Annotated in this window: 20 protein-coding genes and 1 tRNA gene; 11 read left to right on the forward strand and 10 right to left on the reverse strand. The window is 69.3% G+C overall.

Features of this window, described 5'->3' with window-relative positions; translation table 11 throughout:
* Window positions 1-203: 203 nt before the first annotated feature.
* The 7 genes from GH815_RS14145 to GH815_RS14175 all read right to left on the reverse strand — a co-directional run bounded on the left by GH815_RS14145 (window position 204) and on the right by GH815_RS14175 (window position 5525).
* Window positions 204-356 carry a hypothetical protein gene (locus tag GH815_RS14145; protein WP_407072187.1) on the reverse strand — a complete coding sequence of 51 codons (153 nt, stop codon included), beginning with the start codon at window positions 354-356 and terminating at the stop codon, window positions 204-206.
* A 121-nt stretch (window positions 357-477) separates the two neighbouring features.
* A tRNA-Gln gene (locus GH815_RS14150) sits at window positions 478-552 on the reverse strand.
* A gap of 92 nt (window positions 553-644) precedes the next feature.
* Window positions 645-1478, reverse strand: coding sequence for a 3-deoxy-8-phosphooctulonate synthase (gene kdsA / locus GH815_RS14155; protein WP_153749422.1), 834 nt, complete (start codon window positions 1476-1478; stop codon window positions 645-647).
* Between the two features lies 1 nt (window position 1479).
* Window positions 1480-3081 carry a capsule biosynthesis protein gene (locus GH815_RS14160; RefSeq protein WP_425542013.1) on the reverse strand — a complete coding sequence of 534 codons (1602 nt, stop codon included), beginning with the start codon at window positions 3079-3081 and terminating at the stop codon, window positions 1480-1482.
* A complete protein-coding gene (locus GH815_RS14165; protein WP_153749424.1) occupies window positions 3074-3733 on the reverse strand; it encodes an ABC transporter ATP-binding protein in 660 nt (219 codons plus the stop codon). Before GH815_RS14165 ends, GH815_RS14160 begins: the two co-directional genes overlap by 8 nt.
* Before the next feature lie 161 nt (window positions 3734-3894).
* Complete coding sequence (locus tag GH815_RS14170; RefSeq protein ID WP_153749425.1) at window positions 3895-4347, reverse strand: hypothetical protein; 453 nt, start codon at window positions 4345-4347, stop codon at window positions 3895-3897.
* Window positions 4344-5525, reverse strand: a complete 1182-nt coding sequence (locus tag GH815_RS14175; protein WP_153749426.1) for a hypothetical protein — start codon at window positions 5523-5525, stop codon at window positions 4344-4346. The genes GH815_RS14170 and GH815_RS14175 overlap by 4 nt, the downstream gene beginning before the upstream one ends.
* Before the next feature lie 231 nt (window positions 5526-5756).
* On the opposite strand from GH815_RS14175, the gene GH815_RS14180 reads away from it, so the two are divergent.
* The 6 genes from GH815_RS14180 (at window position 5757) to GH815_RS14205 (ending at window position 11846) form a co-directional block, all read left to right on the forward strand.
* The gene (locus GH815_RS14180) at window positions 5757-5960 is read left to right on the forward strand and encodes a YgaP family membrane protein (RefSeq protein ID WP_153749427.1); all 204 of its coding nucleotides are present in this window, start codon (window positions 5757-5759) and stop codon (window positions 5958-5960) included.
* 81 nt (window positions 5961-6041) lie between these two features.
* Complete coding sequence (locus tag GH815_RS14185; protein ID WP_153749428.1) at window positions 6042-6698, forward strand: ABC transporter ATP-binding protein; 657 nt, start codon at window positions 6042-6044, stop codon at window positions 6696-6698.
* Complete coding sequence (locus GH815_RS14190; RefSeq protein WP_153749429.1) at window positions 6698-9109, forward strand: ABC transporter permease; 2412 nt, start codon at window positions 6698-6700, stop codon at window positions 9107-9109. Before GH815_RS14185 ends, GH815_RS14190 begins: the two co-directional genes overlap by 1 nt.
* Window positions 9099-10157 (forward strand): lipocalin-like domain-containing protein, encoded by a 1059-nt coding sequence (locus GH815_RS14195; RefSeq protein ID WP_153749430.1) that lies wholly within the window; start codon window positions 9099-9101, stop codon window positions 10155-10157. Before GH815_RS14190 ends, GH815_RS14195 begins: the two co-directional genes overlap by 11 nt.
* The gene (locus GH815_RS14200; protein WP_153749431.1) at window positions 10150-10707 is read left to right on the forward strand and encodes a pyridoxamine 5'-phosphate oxidase family protein; all 558 of its coding nucleotides are present in this window, start codon (window positions 10150-10152) and stop codon (window positions 10705-10707) included. The genes GH815_RS14195 and GH815_RS14200 overlap by 8 nt, the downstream gene beginning before the upstream one ends.
* Before the next feature lie 8 nt (window positions 10708-10715).
* The gene (locus GH815_RS14205) at window positions 10716-11846 is read left to right on the forward strand and encodes an FAD-dependent oxidoreductase (RefSeq protein WP_153749432.1); all 1131 of its coding nucleotides are present in this window, start codon (window positions 10716-10718) and stop codon (window positions 11844-11846) included.
* Between the two features lie 6 nt (window positions 11847-11852).
* On the opposite strand, the gene GH815_RS14210 is transcribed toward GH815_RS14205, so the two are convergent.
* Together GH815_RS14210 and GH815_RS14215 are read right to left on the reverse strand one after the other, a co-directional pair.
* Window positions 11853-12674: a YdcF family protein gene (locus GH815_RS14210; RefSeq protein ID WP_343030891.1), complete on the reverse strand. Its 822-nt coding sequence runs from the start codon at window positions 12672-12674 to the stop codon at window positions 11853-11855.
* A gap of 5 nt (window positions 12675-12679) precedes the next feature.
* The gene (locus GH815_RS14215) at window positions 12680-14005 is read right to left on the reverse strand and encodes a UDP-glucose dehydrogenase family protein (RefSeq protein WP_153749433.1); all 1326 of its coding nucleotides are present in this window, start codon (window positions 14003-14005) and stop codon (window positions 12680-12682) included.
* A 183-nt stretch (window positions 14006-14188) separates the two neighbouring features.
* On the opposite strand from GH815_RS14215, the gene GH815_RS14220 reads away from it, so the two are divergent.
* Window positions 14189-15232 (forward strand): AbrB family transcriptional regulator, encoded by a 1044-nt coding sequence (locus GH815_RS14220; RefSeq protein WP_170290356.1) that lies wholly within the window; start codon window positions 14189-14191, stop codon window positions 15230-15232.
* On the opposite strand, the gene GH815_RS14225 is transcribed toward GH815_RS14220, so the two are convergent.
* Window positions 15216-16421 (reverse strand): M24 family metallopeptidase, encoded by a 1206-nt coding sequence (locus GH815_RS14225; protein WP_153749435.1) that lies wholly within the window; start codon window positions 16419-16421, stop codon window positions 15216-15218. The two genes, GH815_RS14220 and GH815_RS14225, sit on opposite strands and share 17 nt — an antisense overlap.
* A gap of 220 nt (window positions 16422-16641) precedes the next feature.
* Here GH815_RS14225 and GH815_RS14230 point away from each other — a divergent pair, with 220 nt between their 5' ends.
* Genes GH815_RS14230 through GH815_RS14245 form a run of 4 tightly spaced genes read left to right on the forward strand, consistent with a single transcriptional unit; the run spans window position 16642 to window position 21432 of the window.
* On the forward strand, window positions 16642-17586 hold the full coding sequence (locus tag GH815_RS14230; RefSeq protein ID WP_153749436.1) for an ABC transporter permease: 945 nt from the start codon (window positions 16642-16644) through the stop codon (window positions 17584-17586).
* Window positions 17583-18404 carry an ABC transporter permease gene (locus tag GH815_RS14235; RefSeq protein WP_153749437.1) on the forward strand — a complete coding sequence of 274 codons (822 nt, stop codon included), beginning with the start codon at window positions 17583-17585 and terminating at the stop codon, window positions 18402-18404. Before GH815_RS14230 ends, GH815_RS14235 begins: the two co-directional genes overlap by 4 nt.
* Window positions 18401-19972: an ABC transporter ATP-binding protein gene (locus GH815_RS14240; protein ID WP_343030892.1), complete on the forward strand. Its 1572-nt coding sequence runs from the start codon at window positions 18401-18403 to the stop codon at window positions 19970-19972. The genes GH815_RS14235 and GH815_RS14240 overlap by 4 nt, the downstream gene beginning before the upstream one ends.
* Window positions 19969-21432, forward strand: coding sequence for an aldehyde dehydrogenase family protein (locus GH815_RS14245; protein WP_153749438.1), 1464 nt, complete (start codon window positions 19969-19971; stop codon window positions 21430-21432). The genes GH815_RS14240 and GH815_RS14245 overlap by 4 nt, the downstream gene beginning before the upstream one ends.
* Window positions 21433-21437 lie beyond the last annotated feature (5 nt).

The following is a 21437-nucleotide window of genomic DNA, read 5'->3' on the forward strand; positions in this document are numbered from 1 at the left end:
TCTCCACCCCCGTCAGTTCGGGAGCTTGAATCACGCAGGCCGGACAGCTTCAAGTATATCAATGGGTCCTGACCCTAGAAAGAGTTTCATGAATATTCTTCCGCGGTAGAGGTGAAATCTGTGTGGGAGCGTATGGGAGTTCTGTTCCACAATGCAAGCGCGCACCGGCCTTCCGCCCTGGGCGCCCGCCCCCCAACACCCCCCTACGCCGCCTTCGCACTGCCCCGCGACTGGTCCACCAGATAGTCGGTCGCCACGCCGCCGATCCACATCGCGACCAGCGCGACCCACATCGTGGCGACGAAAAGCGAGCCTCCGGTGACGCCTGCGCCGATCGAGCAGCCGCCGGCCAGCAACCCAGTAGCCGACGCGGATATTGTAACGGAAGTCGCACTCCGCCGCATAGGGGGCAGGTGCGGCGTGCCAAGCTGGCTGTAGGGGAAAGCCGAACCTTGGGCGCTGTCTTCAAGATCGAGCTGGCTGGGGAGGTAGGATTCGAACCTACAACCTGCGGTACCAAAAACCGTTGCGCTACCGTTGCGCCACTCCCCAATGCTGGGCCGCTAGATACGCTGGTCGCGCGCGGGCTGCAAGCCCCATCCAGCGAAAAATCGCATGCCCGGTTTCGCGCCGGGCACGCGCCGTCAGACCGTCAGCGGATGCGCCTTGGCCAGCCGGTCGAATGCCATCAGCGTCGCGATCAGATCGGGCATCTGGTCCAGCGGAATCATGTTCGGCCCGTCCGAGGGCGCGCGGTCGGGATCCTCGTGGGTTTCGATGAAGACCGCCGCCACACCCAGCGCCACCGCCGCGCGTGCCATCACCGGGGCGAATTCGCGCTGCCCGCCCGAGGTGCCGCCCAACCCGCCGGGCTGCTGCACCGAATGGGTCGCGTCCATCACCACCGGGTAGCCGGTGCGCGCCATGATCGGCAGCGCGCGCATGTCCGCGACCAGCGTGTTGTAGCCGAAGGAGGTGCCGCGCTCGGTCAGCAGGATGCGCCGGTTGCCGGTCGATTCCACCTTGGCCACGACATTCGCCATGTCCCAGGGGGCAAGGAACTGGCCCTTCTTCACGTTGATGACGGCGCCGGTTTCGCCCGCGGCCAGCAGCAGATCGGTCTGGCGGCAGAGGAAGGCGGGGATTTGCAGGATGTCCACCGCCTGCGCCGCCGGGGCGCATTGCTCGGGCGCGTGGATGTCGGTCAGCACCGGCACCCCCAGCGCCGCGCGCACCTCGGCCAGAATCTCCAGGCCCCTGTCCATGCCGATCCCGCGCTTGCCGCTCAGCGAGGTTCGGTTGGCCTTGTCGAAGCTGGCCTTGAAGACGAAGCCCGCACCGGCGGCGGCGCAGGCCGCCTGCATCGCGCGGGCGATCATCAGCGCGTGTTCGGCGCTTTCCAGTTGGCAGGGCCCGGCGATCACGGTCAGCGGGCGGGTGTTTCCGACGCTCAGCGCGCCGATCTGGACATCGGTCATCTCAGGCCGAGACCTGTTCGCGCAGGATCGAGGCGGTCAGCGAGATCATCAGGTAAATCCCTCCGAAAATCAGGAATGCCAGCGCCGTGTTCTCGAAGGCGCGCGGATAGGTCGGCTCGTCCGGCGCGACGGGGCTGACGCCCAGCGACAGGTAGCGCACCTGGCGGTTCGCCTCGATCCGCGCGGTTTCAAGCTGCTGCAAAGCCTGTTGCAGCAAAAGCTGGCGGTTGGCAAGGTCGGCCTCGGCGATGCGCAATTCGGCCGAGACGCGGGCAAGCGAGCCGCCATTCGTGCCGCTTTCGGTCATCGAGGCGCGCAGGTCGGTCACCAGATCCTCAAGCCGCCTGATATCGCCCGCGATCCCGTCGACGCGCGCCTTGCTGGGGCTGGGATTGTCCAGAAGCTGCTGAAGTTGCAGACGTTTCTCGCGCAGCTGCGTTTCGAATGTGGCGATCTGGCTCATCAGCGCGCTGGTCTCGCTGACCGGGTCCAGAACGCCCAGCTTTTCCTGAAGATCCAGCACGCGCTCCTGCGCCTCGACCACCCGGGCCTCGGCATTGTTATAGCTTTCGCGCGCCCCGGACATCTGGTCGCCGCGCAGCCGCTGGGTCAGCCCGTCCACCCGTTCCTCGGCATAAGAGATCAGCGCCTCGGCAAAGGCGGCAGAGATGTCGGGATCGGCGGCGATCACCTCCATCTTCAGGATGCCCTCGGTCGGGTCGTAGCCGATCCTGACCACCTTCTGATAAAGCTTGTAGGCGGCTTCGTTGCTGCCGCCCTCGGGCAGCCGCCGCAGCGGGTCGATGCCCTCCTGGCTGAAATGGCTGCGGAATCCCAGATCGCCGTCAAGCCGCAGCATCGCATCGCGCGATTGCAGGTAGCTTTGCACCGCGATGGAATCCTGCTGCATCGCAAGTCCCGTGCCCTGGAACAGCCCGCCCAGACCGCCCGCGCCCTGGCCATCGGCCTGCTGGATCACGAATTCCGACTTGGTGGCATACATCGGCGTCGCAAGGACGTGGAAGTAATAGCCCGCGATCGCGGTCGGCAGCAGCACGAAGGCCGCCAGCCGGGCCAGCATCATCGCAAAGGCGCGGCGGCGGCGGCGGGCGATGTCGCGCTGGATCTGGCGCACTTCGCGCATCCGGTTCTCGGCCGGGGCGCGGCTGGCCGGTGCGCCGCCTTCGGGCCGGGTCGCGGGCAGGTCGCGGCCGGGTTGCGGAACGCTGCGCGGCACCTGGTCCCGGCCGGTGCCATCGGCGGCGACGCTGCGCACAAGTTCCAGCAGGTTGGAACGCTGGAACGGGTCGATCCCGCGCTGGCGCAACTGCCGCACCGCGTCGTGGTCGGAACTGACGGCAAGCCCCTGCTTCTGGGCGAGGCGGCGTGCCATGCGCAATTGCCGCCCCGTCAACCCCTCGCTCCGGATCGCGTCGAGTTCCTGGGCGACGCTCAGCGGCTTGCGGTTCTCGGCCGGGGCGGAATTGGCCGGGCTGGCTGCGGCTGCGGTGGGGAAGGGCGCGGCGCCTAATCCGTCCTCGACCCCGGGCGCGGTGCCGGGGGCGGACGGGTCGGTGCGCCGGATGCGGAAGCGTTTAGCCATCGGTCTGGTAGTCATAAAGTTCCCTGGCCTCTTCCAGGCTGTCGAACAGGTGAAGCTGCCCGTGATGCAGAACGGCCGCCGAGCGGCAGAATTTTTCCAGCGTCGCGGGCTGGTGCGAGACGATGACGACGGTCGCGCTTTCCAGCCGCTCGCGCAGCAGCGCGCCGGCCTTGCGGTTGAAATCGACATCGGTGGTGGACGGCATCCCCTCGTCGATCAGGTAGATGTCGAAATCCAGCGCCAGCATCAGCGAAAAGGTAAAGCGCGCGCGCATGCCCTGGCTGTAGGTGCCCACCGGCATGTCGTAATATTCCCCGATCCCGCACAGCCAGCGCGAGAACGCCTCGACATAATCGGGATCGAGCCCGTAAAGCCGCGCGATATAGCGCGCATTCTCGGTGCCGGTATGGCGCCCGACCACGCCGCCCATGAAGCCCAGCGGGAACGAGATGCGGCAGGCGCGGTTGATCCGCCCCTCATCGGGTTTTTCGAGGCCCGCCATCATGTTGATCAGCGTGGTCTTGCCGGTGCCGTTCGGCGCAAGGATGCCCAGCGAGTTGCCCAGTTCGACGCGAAATGACACGCAGTCAAGGATCACCTTGCGCTGCCTGCCCGTCCAGAAACTCTTGCTGACCTCAATGAACTCGATCATGCCTTGCCTGCGCCGCCCGGCTTGTGGCCCGGTCCTGCCGGATGTTTGTTTCCAGATGGAAGCCTAAACCGGATTTGCGGCCACATTATGTCCTGCATGGCATCGGGGCCGCGCGGAAACACCCGCGATGGCACCGCTTTGCCGGTCTTGCGGGTGGCGCGTCAGCCGCCCCGGGCCTCGGTGCCAAGGCTGCGGTGGACCTGGCCCGACTGGTCGACGAAATAGCGGCCGTCGGGCGTGTCGAACACCCAGAAGGGCAGGAAGCTGTCCCAGCTTTCGCGGCTGGGCCGCCAGCCCAGGAAGGGCGCGGCCTCGGCCGGGACGGGCAGGGCGGCGCGGGCGGTTTCGGGGTCCAGCAGGAAGGGCGTGCCCGGTGCCGTGATCGCGCCCGTCTTGGCCAGGGTGCAGCCCTGCGCCTCGATCTCGGCAATCGCGACAAGGGTGCCGTCGCGCAGGAAGGGCACGAGGTAATAGCCCCCCTCCGTCAGATCCAGCCGCCGCACATAGACCGGTTCCCCGGCAGCCGCACCCCCCGCCGACAGGCCCGAAATGGCCGCGGCGCGGGCTTCGGACGGGCCGCAGGGCCCGCCCGTATCGGATTCGTCCGAACTCACACGCCGGTTCCCGTGGTGGTCAGGCTGGTGAACATCTCGCCATCGGCCCGGACATAGACCGTCTGCGCGCCCGCGGTGATCTGCCAGAACGGCAGATGCGGCGAAAAGGATTCACGGCACGGCCGCCACACCATCGTCGGCGAGACGCAGAACGTGTCGGGCCGCAGCCGGAACCGGCCCCGGAACTCGTCGCGCGGGCTGAAGACATGCTCAAGCGCGCGCTTGGCCACCCGCTCGCGGTCCAGATCGAAGGGACGGGCGGGTTTGGCCAGGATCGACACGCCCTGAAGATCGCCGAACAGCGCGTCCACCTGTGCGTAGCCGTGCACTTCGCCCCCCATCATCGCCGGGGCAAGATAGTAATACTCGTCCAGCCGGTCGAGCCGCTTGACCAGAACCGGCTCCTCGAACCGCGGCTCGCGCAGCTTGCGCATCGCCTCGACGCCATCATGCAGACGGTAGCGCTCGATCCCGTCGCCGATCATCCGCAGCGCATCGTCCCGGCGGATCAGGTCGCGCCCGTTGAAGGGGCTTTCGAATTTCGGACGGCGCGGCAGTTCGATCCGTGGCGGCTCGGGGTCGCAGACGCTGATATACTGGCGCGTGCCGGTGCCGCTGTCATAGTCGCAGCCGGTGAAATAGGTCGATTGCCAGCTTGCATAGCTGACCCATTGCGCCTCGACCCCGTTCACGCCGCCGGTGCCGCAGACATCGCCCCCGTCATGCGGGGCATTGTTGCGATGCACCGGGTTGTTCACCCAGAAACCCAGCACCGAATAGGCCGTGCCCGGCGTGGGTTCCACATCGGTCTGGACGCCGCGCACGACGATCCAGTGCATGCAGCCATAGACCAGCGTGATCGGCGAAACCCGATAGCGCCAGAGCGTGTAGACGACCTTTTGCGTGCCCTCGGCCTCGGTCGTGGGCTTGTAGACCACGAAGGAATTGGTGAATGCCGCGGGCTTGCGGTCCATCATGGTGAATTGCAGCCCGTAAGGGTCGGTCGCCCAGCCCGGCTTGACGTTGTGGCTGTGGTTCGAGTTGTAGAGATCGTCCTGGTTCATCGAGCCATAGGGCAGCCCGATCTCGGCCAGCACCATCATCGCGCAGGCCGCGCCGCAATAATAGCCGGTGTCCTGCGTGTGGTACTTTGCGCCGGTGTCGAAGCTCCAGGTCATCGGTCCATCTCCCTCTGCTGTCGGCCCGCAACGGGCCATGGGCGCAGGTTAACACAAGGGGGGCGCCTTGCGCTTGACGGGCGTCAACGCCGGGTTGCGAGGCGTTGCGGGATGCCGCCTTGGGTGGCGCAGCGGGCCTGAAACATTCAAAACATTGAATTTATAACGGGCAGGCCCTATCCTCTGTCCGGGCGCCCGCAGGCGGGCCGATTCCAGCCAAGGAGAAAGACGATGACACTCGACCGCGCCGTGATGATGTTCGCAGGCTTCATGATCCTGCTCTCGCTTGCCCTGGGCATCTGGGTTTCGGGCTGGTGGTATCTGCTGACCGCCTTTGTCGGCGTGAACCTGATCCAGGCCTCGGTCACCGGCTTCTGCCCGGCGGCAATGGTGATGAAGAAGCTCGGGATCCGGCCGGGCAACGCCTTTCAGTAAGGTCGCTTGCGGCACACGGTCCCGCGATCCGGGGGTGTCCGCGCCAGCCGCCTGCGCTAGATAGGCGCAGCGGAGGTGCGGATGCTTCTTTCCATCAACGGGCTTGGCAAGGGCTATGACAGCGGCGGCGCGCGCGTCGAGGTGCTGCGCGGCGTCGATCTGGCGCTTGAGCCGGGCGAGACGGTCGCGCTGACCGGGGAATCGGGCTCGGGCAAGAGCACGCTGCTGCATCTGTGCGCCGGGCTCGACCGCGCCGATACCGGCCGGATCGAGGTGGCCGGGCGCGATCTGGCCGGGGCCGACGATGCCACGCTGGCCGCGCTGCGCCGTCAGGCGGTGGGTCTGGTATTCCAGCAGTTCAACCTGATCCCCTCGCTGAATGTCGGGGCCAACCTTGCCTTTCATGCCCGGCTCTCGGGGCGCGACGATCCTGCGGCGGTTGCAGCGCTGGCCGACCGTCTGGGGCTGGGCGGGCTGATGGCGCGCTATCCCGAGCAATTGTCGGGCGGCCAGCAGCAGCGCGTCGCCATCGGCCGGACTCTGGCCGCCCGGCCCGCGCTGATCCTGGCCGACGAGCCCACCGGCAATCTGGACGAGGCGACGGGGGATGCGGTTCTGGAACTGATGCTGGAACTTGTGGCCGAGGCCGGCGCCGGGCTTCTGATGGTCACCCATTCGCCCCGGCTGGCTGCCCGGCTGTCGCGCCGGGTGCATCTGTCGGGCGGGCGGCTGGCCTGATGCGTCGCACTGCCCTTGCCGCGCTCTTGTCGCATTGGCGCCGCCACCCGCTGCAACTGGCCAGCCTGCTGCTGGGGCTGGCGCTGGCCACCGCGCTATGGTCCGGCGTGCAGGCGATCAATGCCGAGGCGCGCGCAAGCTATGACCGCGCCGCCCGCGTGCTGGACCAGGACCGGCTGGAAAGCCTTGTGCCCGCCGATGGCCAGCGCATGCCGCAACAGGTCTTCGTCGATCTGCGCCGCGCGGGCTGGCAGGTCACCCCGCTGATCGAGGGGCGATGGGCGCGCGCGGGCCGCGCGGTGCAGGTCTACGGCATCGACCCCTTCACCATGCCCGCCGGTGCGCTGCCCGAGGCGGTGGGCGAAAGCGGCGACATCGCCGGGTTCTTCACCCCGCCCGGCCGGGGCTTTGCCGCACCCGAAACCGTGGCGGACCTTGAGGGCGCCGAGGGGCTGCCGCCCCTGATCGCGGCCGAGGGCATCATGCCGGGCATCCTGATCGCCGATATCGGCATCGCCCAGAGCCTGCTGCGCGCCGAGGGCCAGATCTCGCGGCTGTTGCTGGCCCCGGATCAGCCCCTGGGCCGCGCACCGCTGGAGGCGGTGGCCCCGGGCCTCGACCGGATGGCGCCGCAGGAAACGGCCGATGTGGCGCAACTGACGGGCAGCTTTCACCTGAACCTGACGGCCTTCGGCTTCCTGTCCTTCGCGGTGGGGCTGTTCATCGTCCATGCCGCGATCGGGCTGGCCTTCGAACAGCGCCGCGCCATGTTCCGCACGCTGCGCGCGCTGGGCCTGCCGCTGCGCACATTGGTGGGCCTCCTGGCGGCCGAGGTGATGCTGCTGGCGCTGGTCGCGGGGATCGTCGGTGTCGCGCTGGGCTATGGCATCGCCGCGGCGCTGTTGCCCGATGTAGCCGCCACGCTGCGCGGGCTTTACGGCGCGAGTGTCTCGGGCAGCCTGTCGCTGCGCCCGGAATGGTGGCTGGGCGGGCTGGCCATCGCGCTGCTGGGGGCGGGCGTGGCGGCGGCGCAAAGCCTGTGGCGGCTCTGGCGCATGCCGCTGCTGGCCTCGGCCCAGCCGCGGGCCTGGGCGCGCGCCTCCGCCCGCGGTTTCGCGGCTCTGGGCGGTCTGGCTGCGCTGCTGGCCGTGGTGGCGGTGATCGCGGGGGTCTACGGGCAGGGGATCGTCGGCGGGTTCGTGCTGCTGGGCGCGCTGCTGATGTCGGCGGCGCTGGCGCTGCCCGGCGCGCTGGCGCTGGCGCTGGGGGCGGCAGAACGGCTGGCCCGGGGCGTGCTGGCGCAATGGTTCTGGGCCGACACGCGCCAGCAATTGCCCGGCCTGTCGCTGGCGCTGATGGCGCTGATGCTGGCGCTTTCGGCCAATATCGGCGTGGGCACGATGGTCGCGAGTTTCCGGCTGACCTTTACCGAATGGCTGGACCAGCGCCTGCCCTCGGAACTCTATGTCACCGCCCGCAGCGAGGAGGAGGCCACCCGCCTGCGCGACTGGCTGGAACCGCGCAGCGATGCGCTCCTGCCGATCTGGAAGATCGAGGGGCCGGTGCTGGGCCAGACCGCGGAAATCTACGGCGTCGCCGATCACCGCACCTATTCCGACAACTGGCCGATGCTGCTGGGCGAACCCGATGTCTGGGCGCGGCTGGCGCGCGCCGAGGGCGCCATCGTCAACGAACAGCTCTGGCGGCGCGAGCGGTTGTCGCTGGGCGATCCGGTGCCATTGCCGGGCGGCGCGATCCGCCCGCTGGTCGGCGTCTATTCCGATTACGGCAATCCGCGCGGGCAGGTCATCATCGGCATCGCCGATCTGGTGGCCCAGTTCCCCGATCTCGACCGCCGCCGCTACGCCATCCGCACCGATCCCGCCGCCGTGCCGGAATTGCGCCGGGCGCTGGTTCAGGAATTCGGCCTGCCCGAAGACAGCATGATCGACCAGAGGGCGGTCAAGGATCTGTCGCTGCGGATCTTCGAACGCACCTTTGCCGTAACGGCGGCGCTGAACGTGCTGACCATGGGCGTTGCCGGCTTCGCGATGTTCACCAGCCTTCTGACGCTGGCCGCGATGCGCCTGCCGCAGCTTGCCCCGGTCTGGGCACTGGGGCTGACGCGGGCGGGGCTGGCGCGGCTGGAGGTGCTGCGCGCGATGCTGCTGGCGGCGCTGACCATGGTGCTGGCGGTGCCCGTCGGGCTGATCCTGGCCTGGGTGCTGCTGGCGGTGGTCAATGTCGCGGCGTTTGGCTGGCGGCTGCCGATCCATGTCTTTCCGGCCGACTGGCTGTGGCTGGGGGCACTCGCGCTGGCGGCGGGCGGTCTGGCGGCGTCCTGGCCCGCCTGGCGGCTGGCCCGGATCGAACCTGCCACATTGGTCAAGGTGTTCGCCGATGAACGTTAGGGCGCTGATCCTTGCGCTTTTCCTGCCCTTGCCCGCGCTGGCGCAGGGCTTTGCCGGGCTTGGGCAAACCGCCGATGGCTACACCCTGCCGCAGCGCGGCGGGGTGCTGGACTTTCCGCGCGATCACGGCGCGCATCCCGATTTCCGCATCGAATGGTGGTATCTGACCGCCAACCTGACCGGCGCGGACGGGCAGGATTACGGCATCCAGTGGACGCTGTTCCGCTCGGCCCTGGCGCCCGGCAATCCGGGCGAGGGCTGGCAGAACGCGCAGGTCTGGATGGGCCATGCCGGGCTGACTACAGCCCGGCACCATTTCCATGCCGAGCGGCTGGGCCGCGGCGGCACCGGGCAGGCGGGGGTCACGCCTGCCCCCTTTGCCGCCTGGATCGACGAATGGCGGATGGAGAGCACCGCCCAACCCGGGGCCGATCCGCTCTCGGCGCTGCGGCTGAATGCGGCGGGCAGCTATTTCGCCTATGCCCTGACACTGACGGCCGAGGGGCCGCTGGTCCTGCATGGCGATCAGGGCTATTCGGTGAAATCCGATCAGGGCAATGCCAGCTACTACTACTCGCAGCCCTTCTACCGCGTCGCGGGCACGCTGACCCTGCCCGATGGCCCGGTCGAGGTCACTGGGAACGCCTGGCTTGACCGGGAATGGTCCAGCCAGCCGCTTGCCTCTGACCAGCAGGGCTGGGACTGGGTTTCGCTGCATTTCGACGGCGGCGACAAGCTGATGGCCTTTCAGTTGCGCAGCAGCGCGGGCGACTACACCACCGGCACCTGGATCGCCGCCGATGGCAGCGCAACGCCGCTTGCCCCCGGATCGGTGACGTTCGAGCCGCGCGCCATCGCCCGGATCGCGGGCCGCACCATCCCGGTGCGCTGGCGCATCGCGTTGCCCGAACGCGGGCTCGATGTCATGATCGAGGCGCTGAACGAGGCCGCCTGGATGGAGACCACCGTTGCCTATTGGGAAGGCCCGGTGCGGATCACCGGCAGCCATGCGGGCCGGGGTTACCTGGAGATGACGGGCCATGACTGACCCCCTTGCAACGCTGTCGGGCACGCTTGACGCTGTCTGGGCGCAGCTTTTGCGCGGCGCGTCCGACCGCGAGGCGCCCGCCCGCCATCCGGTTCTGGCCACTGCCGGGCGGTCGGGGGGCGAGGCGCGGATGGTGGTGCTGCGCTCCGCGGATCGCGAGGGCGCGCGGGTCGAGATCTTTGCCGACCGCCGCTCGGCCAAGGTCGGCGAACTGGTGACCGAGCCGCGGGCAAGCCTTCTGGTCTGGGATCCGGCGCAGCGTTTGCAGATCCGGCTGCGCGCCCGGTTCGAGGTGCTGGCGGGCGAGGCGGTGACGCCCTTGTGGCAGGCGCTGCCGGGGGCGGCGCGCGCGCTTTATGGCGGACGGCCCGCGCCCGGCACGCCGATTGCCGCCCCGGGCGATCATATCGCCGATCCGGCCGCGCTTGCCTTCTGCGTGCTGCGCGGAATGCTCTCCGAGATCGAGACGCTGCATCTTGAAACGCTGGGCCATCGCCGCGCGCTTTTTCGGGCCGCCGAGGGCTGGCAGGGCCAATGGTGCGCGCCCTGAGCCCGGCCATGCCGCCCCGCCCGCGCGAGATCGTGCTGATCGGCGGCGGCCATACCCATGCGCTGGTCGCCCGCGCCTGGGGGCTGGACCCGCTGGCGGGCGTGCGGCTGACGCTGATCAATCCCGGCCCGACCGCGCCCTATTCGGGGATGCTGCCGGGGTTGATCGCGGGGCATTACGACCGGCAAGAGCTGGAAATCGACCTTGAGGCATTGGCGGCCCATGCGGGCGCGCGGCTGGTGATCGGCCGGGCCGAGGGGATCGACCGCGCGGCGCGGCTGATCCATGTGGAGGGGCAGGGGGCGATCCGCTATGACCTCGCCTCGCTCGATATCGGGATCACCACCGATCTGCCCGACCTGCCCGGCTTCACCGACCATGCTGTGCCCGCAAAGCCGCTGGGCGCCTTTGCCGAGGCGTGGGAAGGGTTCGTTGCCCGCGCGCGGGCGGGGGCGGTGGCACCCGGTATTGCCGTGATCGGCGCAGGCGTGGCAGGCGTCGAACTGGCGCTGGCGGCGCGGTTCCGCCTGGCCGAAGCGGGGCTTGCGCCGCAGGTCACGCTGATCGACGCTGCGCCGGAGGTGCTGCGCGATGTGCGCCGCGGGGCCCGGGCGGCGCTGATGGCGGCGCTTGCGGGGCAGGGGGTGCAGCTTGTGACCGGCGCCCGCATCGCGCGGATCGAGCCGGACGGCGTGATGCTGGCGGGGGGCGCGGCGATCGCGGCGAATTTCGTGATCGGCGCGGCAGGCCCGCGGCCGCAGGGCTGGCTGGCGGGCACCGGGCTGGACCTGACCGGCGGCTTCGTGACGGTTGACCGGCATCTGCGGTCGCTCACCGATCCGGCGATCTTCGCCGCGGGCGATTGCGCGCATCTTTCGCACGCGCCGCGGCCCAAGGCAGGGGTCTATGCGGTGCGCGCGGCCCCGGTGCTGGCGGCCAATCTGCGCGCGGCAGTGACGGGGGCGCGGCTGCGGGCGTTTCGGCCGCAGCGCGATTACCTCAAGCTGATCTCGATGGGCGGCAAGCATGCCGCCGCCGACCGGCTGAACCTGCGGATCGAGGGCGGCTGGGTCTGGCGCTGGAAGGACCGGATCGACCGCGGCTTCATGCGCGGCTTCCACGATCTGCCGCGGTCCTGAGCCGGGTCAGGGCCGCGCCGGGCAATCCGTGGGCAGGGGCCGCACCGCCCGGCCCGTCGCGCGATAGGCGGCAAGGCCCAGATATTCGTGCAGCGCAAGGTTGAAGGCCACCAGGCTTTCGGCCGGGGCCCAGCGCAGCCCCGCGCCGGGGCGGCTGCGGAAATCGACCGGATAGGGCGTCAGATCGCGCCATCCCGCCGCGCAGAAGGTTTCCACCGCGCGCGGCATGTGAAAGGCGCTGGTCACCAGCAGCCAGCGGCCCGGCCGGTCCGGTGCCAGCGCCCGGCTGAGCCGCGCATTTTCGGCCGTGTTGCGCGAGGCCCCTTCGAGGATCAATCGCGCCGGATCCAGCCCCGCCCCGGTCAGAACGCGCCGCGCCACCTCGGCCTCGGGCAGGTCCGAGCCGCCCAGCCGCCCGCTGCCGCCGGTGAACAGCACAACCGCCTCGGGATGGCGCCGGGCAAGGTCCAGCGCGGCAAGGAACCGCTCGCCCCCCTCGTTCAGCGAGGGCGGCCCCCAGGCCAGCGTGCCCGCCGGATCCTCGGCGCCGCCAAGGATCACGATGCCCGCCACCGGACCGGCCAGTTCGGGCACGGGATGGCGCGCTTCGATCCCGCGCAACAGGACATTGGCCAGCGGGCTCAGCGCGATCACCGCCCCGCCCAGCGCCGTTGCGGTGACCAGAGCGCGGCCAAGCTCGGGCCGTCCCGCCCACAGCGCCCAAAGCCCCGCCGCCAGCAGGATCAGCAGGACCGAGTCGGCGCGCAGAAGCCCCCAGACGATCTTCGAGGCGTAGAAGAAAAGATCGTCGGGCAGGCTCTGGCCCACGCCCCTCAGCCCTCGACCCCGAAGCCCGGGCGGCCGACCGCGACATGGGCCACGAAGCCCGCCTCGCGCACATCCTCGGGCGGGTAGATGTTGCGCAGATCGGCCATCCGGGGATGCGCCATCCGCTGCGCCATCTGGCCCAGGTCAAGGCCGCGGAACTCGTTCCACTCGGTCAGGATCACCAGCGCGTCAGCCCCTTCGGCCGCCGCATAGGGATCGTCGGCCCATGTGACGCCGGGCAACAGCGCCTCGCCCTCGCGCCGCCCTTGCGGATCGACGACGCGCACCTTTGCGCCGCCGCCCACCAGTGCGGGCACGATGGTCAGGCTGGGCGCGTCGCGCATGTCGTCGGTATTGGGCTTGAAGGTGACGCCGAGGACCAGGATCGTCTTGCCGTTGACCGAACCGCCGCACAGATCAACGACCTTGTCGATCATCCGCCGCTTGACCCGGTCATTGACCGCGATGACGGTTTCGGTGATCGCACAGGGCGCGGCATGTTCCTGCCCGATGCGCGCCAGTGCCTGCGTGTCCTTGGGAAAGCACGACCCGCCATAGCCGGGGCCGGCATGCAGGAACTTGTTGCCGATCCGGCCATCCAGCCCCATGCCGCGCGACACCGCCTTGATGTCGGCGCCGACCTTTTCGCACAGCATCGCCATTTCGTTGATGAAGGTGATCTTGGTCGCGAGAAACGCGTTCGCGGCGTACTTGATCATCTCGGCCGATTCGAGATCGGTATAGACGACGGGGAATTCGCGCAGGAACAGGGGCCTATATATATCCGCCATCACCGCCTTCGCGCGTTCGCTCTCGACGCCGACCACCACCCGGTCGGGGCGCATGAAATCGTCGATCGCGGCCCCTTCGCGCAGGAATTCGGGGTTCGAGGCAACGTCGAACTCGGCCGCCGGATTGGCCGCACGCACCGCAGCCGCAACCTGCCGGTTGGTGCCCACGGGCACGGTGGATTTCGTCACAACCACGGCATAGCCGGTCAGCGCCCGGCCGATTTCCCCGGCGGCGGCCATCACATAGGTCAGGTCCGCATGGCCGTCGCCGCGCCGCGTCGGCGTGCCGACCGCGATGAAGACCGCATCCGCCCCGTCCACCGCCGCCGCCAGATCGCCGGTAAAGGTCAGCCGCCCGGCCGCCACGTTCCTTGCCATCACCATATCAAGGCCGGGTTCGTAGATCGGCACCTCGCCGCGGCGCAGCATCTCGATCTTGCGCGGATCCTTGTCGACGCAGACGACCTCGTGCCCGAAATCGGAAAAACACACCCCCGAGACGAGCCCGACATAGCCCGTTCCGATCATTGCAATCTTCATTTCAAATCTCCCGCCATTGGGGTCTGGCCATGCCGATGCGACAGCGTGGCGGTCAAGTCAACTCGCCTTTGCCGTTCAGCGCCTCTGTGACATGCACCTGTGACGATGCTGCGGCGGCGAATTGACATTGGCGCGCGTCCTGCGGTTCATGGCCTCGACCAGCCCCCTTGCCCCGGATCGCCCATGCTTGCCGCGTTTCTGACCCTTGCCGCCGGTGCTGCGGGTGCGGTGCTGGCCGCGCTGCTGGGCGTGCCCGCGCCGTTCCTGACCGGGCCTGCGCTTTGCGTGACGGCTCTGGCGCTGGCGGGGGTGCGGGTCGTGCTGCCGGTGGGGCTGCGCGATGGCTGTTTCCTGCTGATCGGCCTGAATATCGGTGCGGGCATCACGCCCGAGGCGCTGGCCACCGCCGCGCGCTGGCCGCTGAGCCTGGCGCTTCTGGCGGTTTCGGTGATCGCGATCATGGCGCTGGGGGCGCGGCTTCTGGTCTGGCGGTTCGGCTTCGACCGGATGAGCGCGCTGCTGGCCGCGACGCCCGGGCATCTGAGCTTCGTGCTTAGCCTCTCGTCGGATGTCCGCGCCGACCTGCCGCGGGTCACGCTGATCCAGACCATCCGGGTTCTGGCGCTGACGCTGATCGTGCCCTTCGCCGCGCCGCTGATCGGCGGGGGCGACCTGCCCGCGCTGCCGCCCGGCCCCGATGCGATGCCGCTGGCGGTGCTGGCGCCGATCATGGCCCTTGGCGTTCTGGCGGGGCTTCTGTTCCAGCGTCTCAGGGTGCCCGCCGCGCTGCTGTTCGGGGGCATGGCGGTTTCGGGGCTGGGCCATGCCACGGGGCTTATCGCGGGCGCGGTGCCCGAATGGCTGGCGATCCCGGCCTTCACGGTGATGGGCACGCTGATCGGCACGCGGTTTGCAGGCGTCACGCCGCGCATGGTCTGGCAGGCGCTGGGCGCGTCGGGCCTGTTGACGGGCTTTGCCGCCCTGCTGTCGCTGGCCGCGGCGGCGCTGGTGGCGGTGCTGCTCGACCTGCCGATGCTGACCGCGCTGATCGCCTTTGCCCCCGGCGGGCTGGAAACGATGATGGCGATGTCGCTGCTTCTGGGCGCGGATCCGGCCTATGTCGCGGCGCATCACGTGTTCCGGCTGCTGGTGCTGACCGTGGTGCTGCCCTTGGCCGTCGCCCGCATCGGGGCGACGGCCGGGCGGGATGTCAGCCCACCACGTTGAACGCGGGGCCGTAGGGATAGCCCGTGATGTTCTCGGCGCCGGTTTCGGTGACGATCAGGATGTCATGCTCGCGATAGCCGCCCGCGCCGGGCTGGCCATGCGGGATGGTCAGCATCGGCTCCATCGAGATCACCATGCCGGGTTCCAGCACCGTGTCGATATCCTCGCGCAGTTCCAGCCCGGCCTCGCGCCCGTAATAATGCGACAGCACGCCGAAGGAATGGCCATAGCCGAAGCTGCGATATTGCAACAGGTTGCGCTCGGCGAGGAAGGCGTTGATCGCATGGGTCACCTCGGCGCAACTGGTGCCCGGCTTCAGCAGCGACATGCCATATTCATGCGCGGCGACATTGGCCTGCCAGATCGCCAGGCTGGCGGCATCCACCTCGCCCACGAACATGGTCCGTTCCAGCGCCGTGTAATAGCCCGAGATCATCGGAAAGGTGTTCAGCGACAGGATATCGCCCCGCTGCAACTGCCGCGCGGTGACCGGGTTATGCGCGCCATCGGTGTTCAGCCCCGACTGGAACCACACCCAGGTATCGCGATACTCGGCATCGGGAAACCGCCGCGCGATCTCCAGCTCCATCGCATCGCGGCCCGCCATGGCCACGTCGATTTCGCGCGTGCCTTCGCGCACCGCGTCCCGGATGGCGTATCCCCCCACATCCGCCACGGCAGCACCCGCGCGGATCAACTCGATCTCGGCCGGGCTCTTGCGCATGCGCTGCTGCATCGTGGCGGGCGCGATGTCGAGCGTCTCGCGCGGGGACAGGAAGGCATCCAGTTTCGCCTTCTGCATCAGCGTCAGGTGATCGCCCTCATACCCCACGGCGCGGCCCGTGCCCGCCACATGGGCGACCGCACGCCAGAAATTGTCGCGCGCCCAGTCGGTATAGGTCAGGTTGTCGGTGGCACAGCGCCGCCAGGGCTGGCCCGCGTCGATGCCTGCGCTGATCGTCACCGCGTCCGAGGCCGTGACGACCAGCCCATAGGGCCGCCCGAAGCTGCAATAGAGAAAGCCCGAGTAATAGGCGATGTTCTGCATCGAGGTCAGAACCACCACCTCGGCGCCGGTTGCATCCATCGCAGAGCGCAGGCCCATCAGGCGGGTGTCGTATTCCTCGGCCGAAAAGGGCAGGGCGACCTTGTCGCCATTGTGAAAGCGGAAGAAGTCGGGTCGGGTCATCGGGTCCTCCGAAGATGGGGCCCGGGGGTCTGGATGCCGGGCCGCGAGGGGTTCCCGGCGTACAGGAGTCTGGCGCATCTCGCGCCGGGCCATCGGGGCGGTCTGCCCCCGCAGCGACGCCATCGCCACGCGGCCCGCGCGCAGGATAGCGCAAGCGCGGCGCCGGGCAAGCGGGGAAATCCTGTGGCGCAGGGCCGCGCGACTTTCTAGGATTCGATCCATGCTGCGCTTTGCCCTTTCGCGCCTTCTTTCGCTCGGCCTCAGCCTGCTGGCCGCAAGCGTCGTGATCTTTGCCGCGATCGAGGTGATCCCGGGCGATCCCGCGGCCTACATGCTGGGAATGAATGCCACGCCCGAGGCGGTGGCCGCGCTGCGCGACGAGCTTGGCCTGGGGGGCGCGGCCCTGACGCGCTATCTGGACTGGGTATCGGGCATGCTGCGCGGCGATTTCGGGCTGTCCTATACCTATCGCGTGCCGGTTGCCGATCTGGTTGCCCAGCGGCTTTGGGTCTCGGTGCCGCTGGCGGGCTATGCGCTGGCGCTGTCCACCCTGATCGCGCTGCCGGTGGGGCTGTGGGCGGCGGCGCGGCGGGGCGGGCCGGTCGATATCGGCGTGATGGGGGCGACGCAGCTGGGCATCGCGGTGCCGAATTTCTGGTTCGCAATGCTTCTGGTTCTGGTCTTTGCGGTCAAGCTGCGCTGGTTCTCGGCGGGCGGCTTCCCGGGATGGGAGGCAGGGGTCTGGCCGGGGTTCAAGGCGCTGACCCTGCCCGCGGTGGCGCTGGCGCTGCCGCAGGCGGCGATCCTTGCCCGCGTCATGCGATCGGCGCTGATCGAGACGCTGGGCCAGGACTACATCCGCAGCGCGCGGGCCAAGGGGCTGAGCCGCGGACAGGCCATCCGGCGACATGCGTTGCGCAACGCGCTGATCCCGGTCCTGACGATCCTGGGGCTGCAATTTTCCTTCCTGCTGGCGGGGGCGATCATCATCGAGAACGTGTTCTTCCTGCCCGGTCTGGGGCGGCTGATCTTTCAGGCGATCACCCAGCGCGACCTGATCGTGGTGGAAAGCGTGGTGATGCTGCTGGTCTTTGCCGTCATCCTCGTGACCTTCCTCGTCGATCTGGCCTATGCCGCCGTCGACCCGCGGCTGAGGCGGCGATGAGCGGGCGGGTGCAACTGATCCTTGGCGGGGCGCTGTCTGCGGTGTTCCTGCTGGCCGCGGCGCTGTCGCTGGTCTGGGTGCCGCATGACGTGGCGGCGCTGAACATCGCCGACCGGCTGCGCCCGCCCGGCGGCGCCTATCTGCTGGGCACCGACCAGTTCGGGCGCGACATGCTGTCGATGCTGATGGTGGGCGCGCGGTCGTCGATTGCGGTGGCGCTGGTGGCGGTGGGCATCGGCATGGGGGTGGGGGTGCCGCTCGGCCTGCTGGCGGCGGCCAACCGCAGCGGCTGGCTCGACGAGGTCGTGATGCGGATGAACGACCTGATCTTCGCCTTCCCGGCGCTGGTCATTGCCATCCTGATTACCGCCGTTCTCGGCCCCTCGGCCCTGAACGCGATCCTCGCCATCGGCATCTTCAACATCCCCGTCTTCGCCCGCGTCACCCGCGGCGCGGCGCTCAGCCTGTGGACGCTGGACTACATCCTTGCCGCCCGCGTCGCGGGCAAGGGGCGGGCGCGGATCAGCGTGGAACATATCCTGCCCAATATCGCGAGCCTCCTGATCGTGCAGGGCTCGATCCAGTTCAGCCTTGGCATACTGGCCGAGGCGGGGCTGTCCTATGTCGGCCTTGGTGCGCAGCCGCCCACGCCCAGCTGGGGCCGGATGCTGGCCGAGGCGCAGACCATGATCTACACCCACCCGCTGCTGGCGGTACTGCCGGGGCTGGCCATCGTGCTGATGGTGCTGGGTCTGAACCTGATGGGCGATGGCTTGCGCGACGCGCTGGACCCGCGGCTGCGGAGGGTCGCGCGGTGATCGCGGTTCAGGGGCTGAGCGTCGCCATCGGGGGCACGCCCTTGCTGCGGGGCGTGTCGTTCGGAATCGATCGCGGGCAGATCCTCGGGCTGGTCGGCGAAAGCGGATCGGGCAAGTCGATGACGGCGCTTGCGATCATGGGGCTGCTGCCGCCGGGCGCGCATGCGGCAGGCCGGGTGGTGTTGGACGGCACCGACCTGCTGGGCCTGTCCGAACCGCAGATGTGCGATATGCGCGGGCGGCAGATCGGAATGATCTTTCAGGAGCCGATGACCGCGCTGAACCCGGTGCAGAGCATCGGCGACCAGGTGGCCGAGACGCTGGTGATCCACCGCGCTGCCACGCGATCCGAGGCGCTGCGCGCGGCGCGGCGGCGGCTGGACCGGGTGGGGCTGCCCGAGGGGCGGTTCCCGCTGGGGCGGTTTCCGCATGAACTCTCGGGCGGGCAGCGGCAGCGGGTCTGCATCGCCATGGCCATCGCACTGCGCCCGCAACTGCTGATCGCGGACGAGCCGACAACGGCGCTGGACGTGACCACGCAGGCGCGCATCCTCGACCTGCTGAAGGGGCTGGTGGAGGAGGAACGGATGGGGCTGCTGCTCATCACCCATGACCTTGCCGTGGTGGCGGGCATGGCCGACCGGCTGGCGGTGATGCGGGCGGGCGAGATCGTGGAACAGGGGCCGGTGGCCGATGTGCTGCGCGAGCGCCGCCACCCCTATACCCGCGCGCTGGTCGAGGCCTCGGCCCATCACCCCGGCGCAGACCTGCGGCCCACCGACAGGCCGTTGTTGCAGGTCGCGGGTGCGGTGCGGGACTATCCCCAGCCGCGCCTTCGGCTGTTCGCCCGGCCCGCGCCGTTCCGGGCGGTGGACGAGGTCAGCTTTGAGGTCCGGCGCGGCGAAAGCGTGGGGCTGGTGGGGGAATCGGGTTGCGGCAAGTCCACGCTGACGCGCGCGATCCTGGGGCTGGAGCCGTTGCAGGGGGGCGAGATCCGGCTGGACGGGCAGGCGGTCAGCGCGGGCCAGCGGATGCAAGCAAGCCTGCGCCGCAAGATGAACGTGGTGTTTCAGGACCCCTATGGCAGCTTCAACCCGCGCCACCGCGTTGCCCGCCTGATCGCGGAGCCCTTTCACCTGACCGGGCGCCCGGTGGATGCCGATGCAAGGGTGGCCGAGGCGCTGGTTTCGGTCGGACTGACCCCCGAGGACCGGCACAAGTTCATCCACGAGTTTTCCGGCGGGCAGCGCCAGCGGATCGCCATCGCCCGGGCGCTGATCACCCGGCCCGAGCTGATCGTGCTGGACGAGGCGGTGTCGGCGCTGGATGTGCGGGTGCGGGCGCAGATCCTCGACCTGCTGGCCGATCTGCGGGCGCGGCTGGGGTTGTCCTACCTGTTCATCAGCCACGACCTGCATGTGGTGCGCGCGATCACCGACCGGGTGCTGGTGATGCAGGCGGGCCGGATCGTCGAGCAGGGCCCGACCGAAAAGGTGCTGCGTGCGCCGGAACATCCCTATACCAAGGAATTGCTGGCCGCCGCGCCGGTGCTGGAGGTGCCGCCATGACATCCGATCTGATCCGCGAGCTTTGGTTTCCCGCCGACCGCTGCGTTATCGGCGGGCACTGGGTCGCCCCGTCGGGTGGGGGCCGGCTGCCGGTCGAAGACCCCTCGACCGGCGCGGTGATCGGGGAAATCGCGCGCGGCATGGCGGCCGACATCGACGCCGCGGTGGCCGCCGCAACCGAGGCGCGGCGCGGCGCTTGGGGCCGGATGACGGCGGCGGAGCGGGGGCGCATCCTTGCCCGCATCGGGCAGTTCGTGCGGGGCCGCGCGGACGAGCTGGCGGGGATCGAGGCGACGGACGTGGGCAAGCCGCTGAGCCAGGCCCGCGCCGATGCGCTGGCGCTGGCGCGCTACATGGAATTCTATGGCGGCGCCGCCGACAAGGTGATGGGCGAGACGATCCCCTATCTTGATGGCTACACCGTCTTCACCCTGCGCGAGCCGCATGGGGTCACGGGGCATATCATCCCCTGGAACTACCCGATGCAGATCATCGGCCGGTCGGTCGGCGCGGCGCTGGCGATGGGGAATGCCTGCGTGCTGAAACCCGCCGAGGAAGCCTGCCTGACCGCGCTGGCCTTTGCCCGTCTGGCCGAGGAGGCCGGGCTGCCGCCGGGCGCGCTGAACGTGGTCCCCGGTCTGGGCGAGGAGGCGGGTGCCGCGCTGGCGGCGCATCCGGGCGTGCAGCACCTGTCCTTCACCGGCTCGCTGAATGTGGGGCGGCTGGTGCAGGCGGCGGCCGCGCGGAACGTCGTGCCGGTGACGCTGGAACTGGGGGGCAAGTCGCCGCAACTGGTCTTCGCCGATGCCGATCTGGACGCGGCGCTGCCCTTCCTGGTGAATGCGGGCATCCAGAACGCGGGCCAGACCTGTTCGGCCTCCTCCCGCATTCTGGTCGAGCGACCGATCTACAATGAGGTTGTAGCGCGCATGGCAGAACGATACCGCGCGCTGAATGTCGGCCCGGCGCTGGACGATCCGCATGTCGGCCCGCTGATCTCGGCCCGGCAGAAAGAGATCGTCGAAGGCTATATTGCCCGGGGCGCCGATCTGGAAACGGTGGCCGAGGGGCGGATCCTGGGCAACGCGCCCGCAGGCGGGCATTACGTGGCGCCGCGGCTGCTGGCGGGGGTGGCGCCGGGGCATGTGCTGGCGCAGGAGGAGATCTTCGGCCCGGTGCAGGCGGTGATCCCGTTCGAGGACGAGTCCGAGGCGGTCGAGATCGCCAATGGCACGCCCTATGGGCTGGTCGCCTCGGTCTGGTCGCGCGACGGGGGGCGGCAGTTCCGGCTGGCGCGCGCGCTGCGGGCCGGGCAGGTGTTCGTGAACAATTATGGCGCGGGGGGCGGCGTGGAACTGCCCTTCGGCGGCACGGGGCTTTCGGGGCATGGCCGCGAGAAGGGATTCGAGGCGCTGTACGGTTTTTCGGTGCTCAAGACGGTGGCGGTGCGGCATGGCTGAGGGAG

The sequence above is a fragment of the Rhodovulum strictum genome (assembly GCF_009649175.1).
Taxonomy (GTDB): Bacteria; Pseudomonadota; Alphaproteobacteria; order Rhodobacterales; family Rhodobacteraceae; genus Rhodovulum; species Rhodovulum strictum.

Excerpts from the sequence above, each read along its gene's own strand:
- kdsA (WP_153749422.1), bottom strand. The coding sequence starts at position 1,478 with ATGACCGATGTCCAGATCGGCGCGCTGAGCGTCGGAAACACCCGCCCG.
- GH815_RS14160 (WP_425542013.1), bottom strand. The coding sequence starts at position 3,081 with ATGGCTAAACGCTTCCGCATCCGGCGCACCGACCCGTCCGCCCCCGGC.
- GH815_RS14165 (WP_153749424.1), bottom strand. The coding sequence starts at position 3,733 with ATGATCGAGTTCATTGAGGTCAGCAAGAGTTTCTGGACGGGCAGGCAG.
- GH815_RS14175 (WP_153749426.1), bottom strand. The coding sequence starts at position 5,525 with ATGACCTGGAGCTTCGACACCGGCGCAAAGTACCACACGCAGGACACC.
- GH815_RS14180 (WP_153749427.1), top strand. The coding sequence starts at position 5,757 with ATGACACTCGACCGCGCCGTGATGATGTTCGCAGGCTTCATGATCCTG.
- GH815_RS14185 (WP_153749428.1), top strand. The coding sequence starts at position 6,042 with ATGCTTCTTTCCATCAACGGGCTTGGCAAGGGCTATGACAGCGGCGGC.
- GH815_RS14190 (WP_153749429.1), top strand. The coding sequence starts at position 6,698 with ATGCGTCGCACTGCCCTTGCCGCGCTCTTGTCGCATTGGCGCCGCCAC.
- GH815_RS14195 (WP_153749430.1), top strand. The coding sequence starts at position 9,099 with ATGAACGTTAGGGCGCTGATCCTTGCGCTTTTCCTGCCCTTGCCCGCG.
- GH815_RS14200 (WP_153749431.1), top strand. The coding sequence starts at position 10,150 with ATGACTGACCCCCTTGCAACGCTGTCGGGCACGCTTGACGCTGTCTGG.
- GH815_RS14205 (WP_153749432.1), top strand. The coding sequence starts at position 10,716 with ATGCCGCCCCGCCCGCGCGAGATCGTGCTGATCGGCGGCGGCCATACC.
- GH815_RS14215 (WP_153749433.1), bottom strand. The coding sequence starts at position 14,005 with ATGAAGATTGCAATGATCGGAACGGGCTATGTCGGGCTCGTCTCGGGG.
- GH815_RS14220 (WP_170290356.1), top strand. The coding sequence starts at position 14,189 with ATGCTTGCCGCGTTTCTGACCCTTGCCGCCGGTGCTGCGGGTGCGGTG.
- GH815_RS14225 (WP_153749435.1), bottom strand. The coding sequence starts at position 16,421 with ATGACCCGACCCGACTTCTTCCGCTTTCACAATGGCGACAAGGTCGCC.
- GH815_RS14230 (WP_153749436.1), top strand. The coding sequence starts at position 16,642 with ATGCTGCGCTTTGCCCTTTCGCGCCTTCTTTCGCTCGGCCTCAGCCTG.
- GH815_RS14235 (WP_153749437.1), top strand. The coding sequence starts at position 17,583 with ATGAGCGGGCGGGTGCAACTGATCCTTGGCGGGGCGCTGTCTGCGGTG.
- GH815_RS14245 (WP_153749438.1), top strand. The coding sequence starts at position 19,969 with ATGACATCCGATCTGATCCGCGAGCTTTGGTTTCCCGCCGACCGCTGC.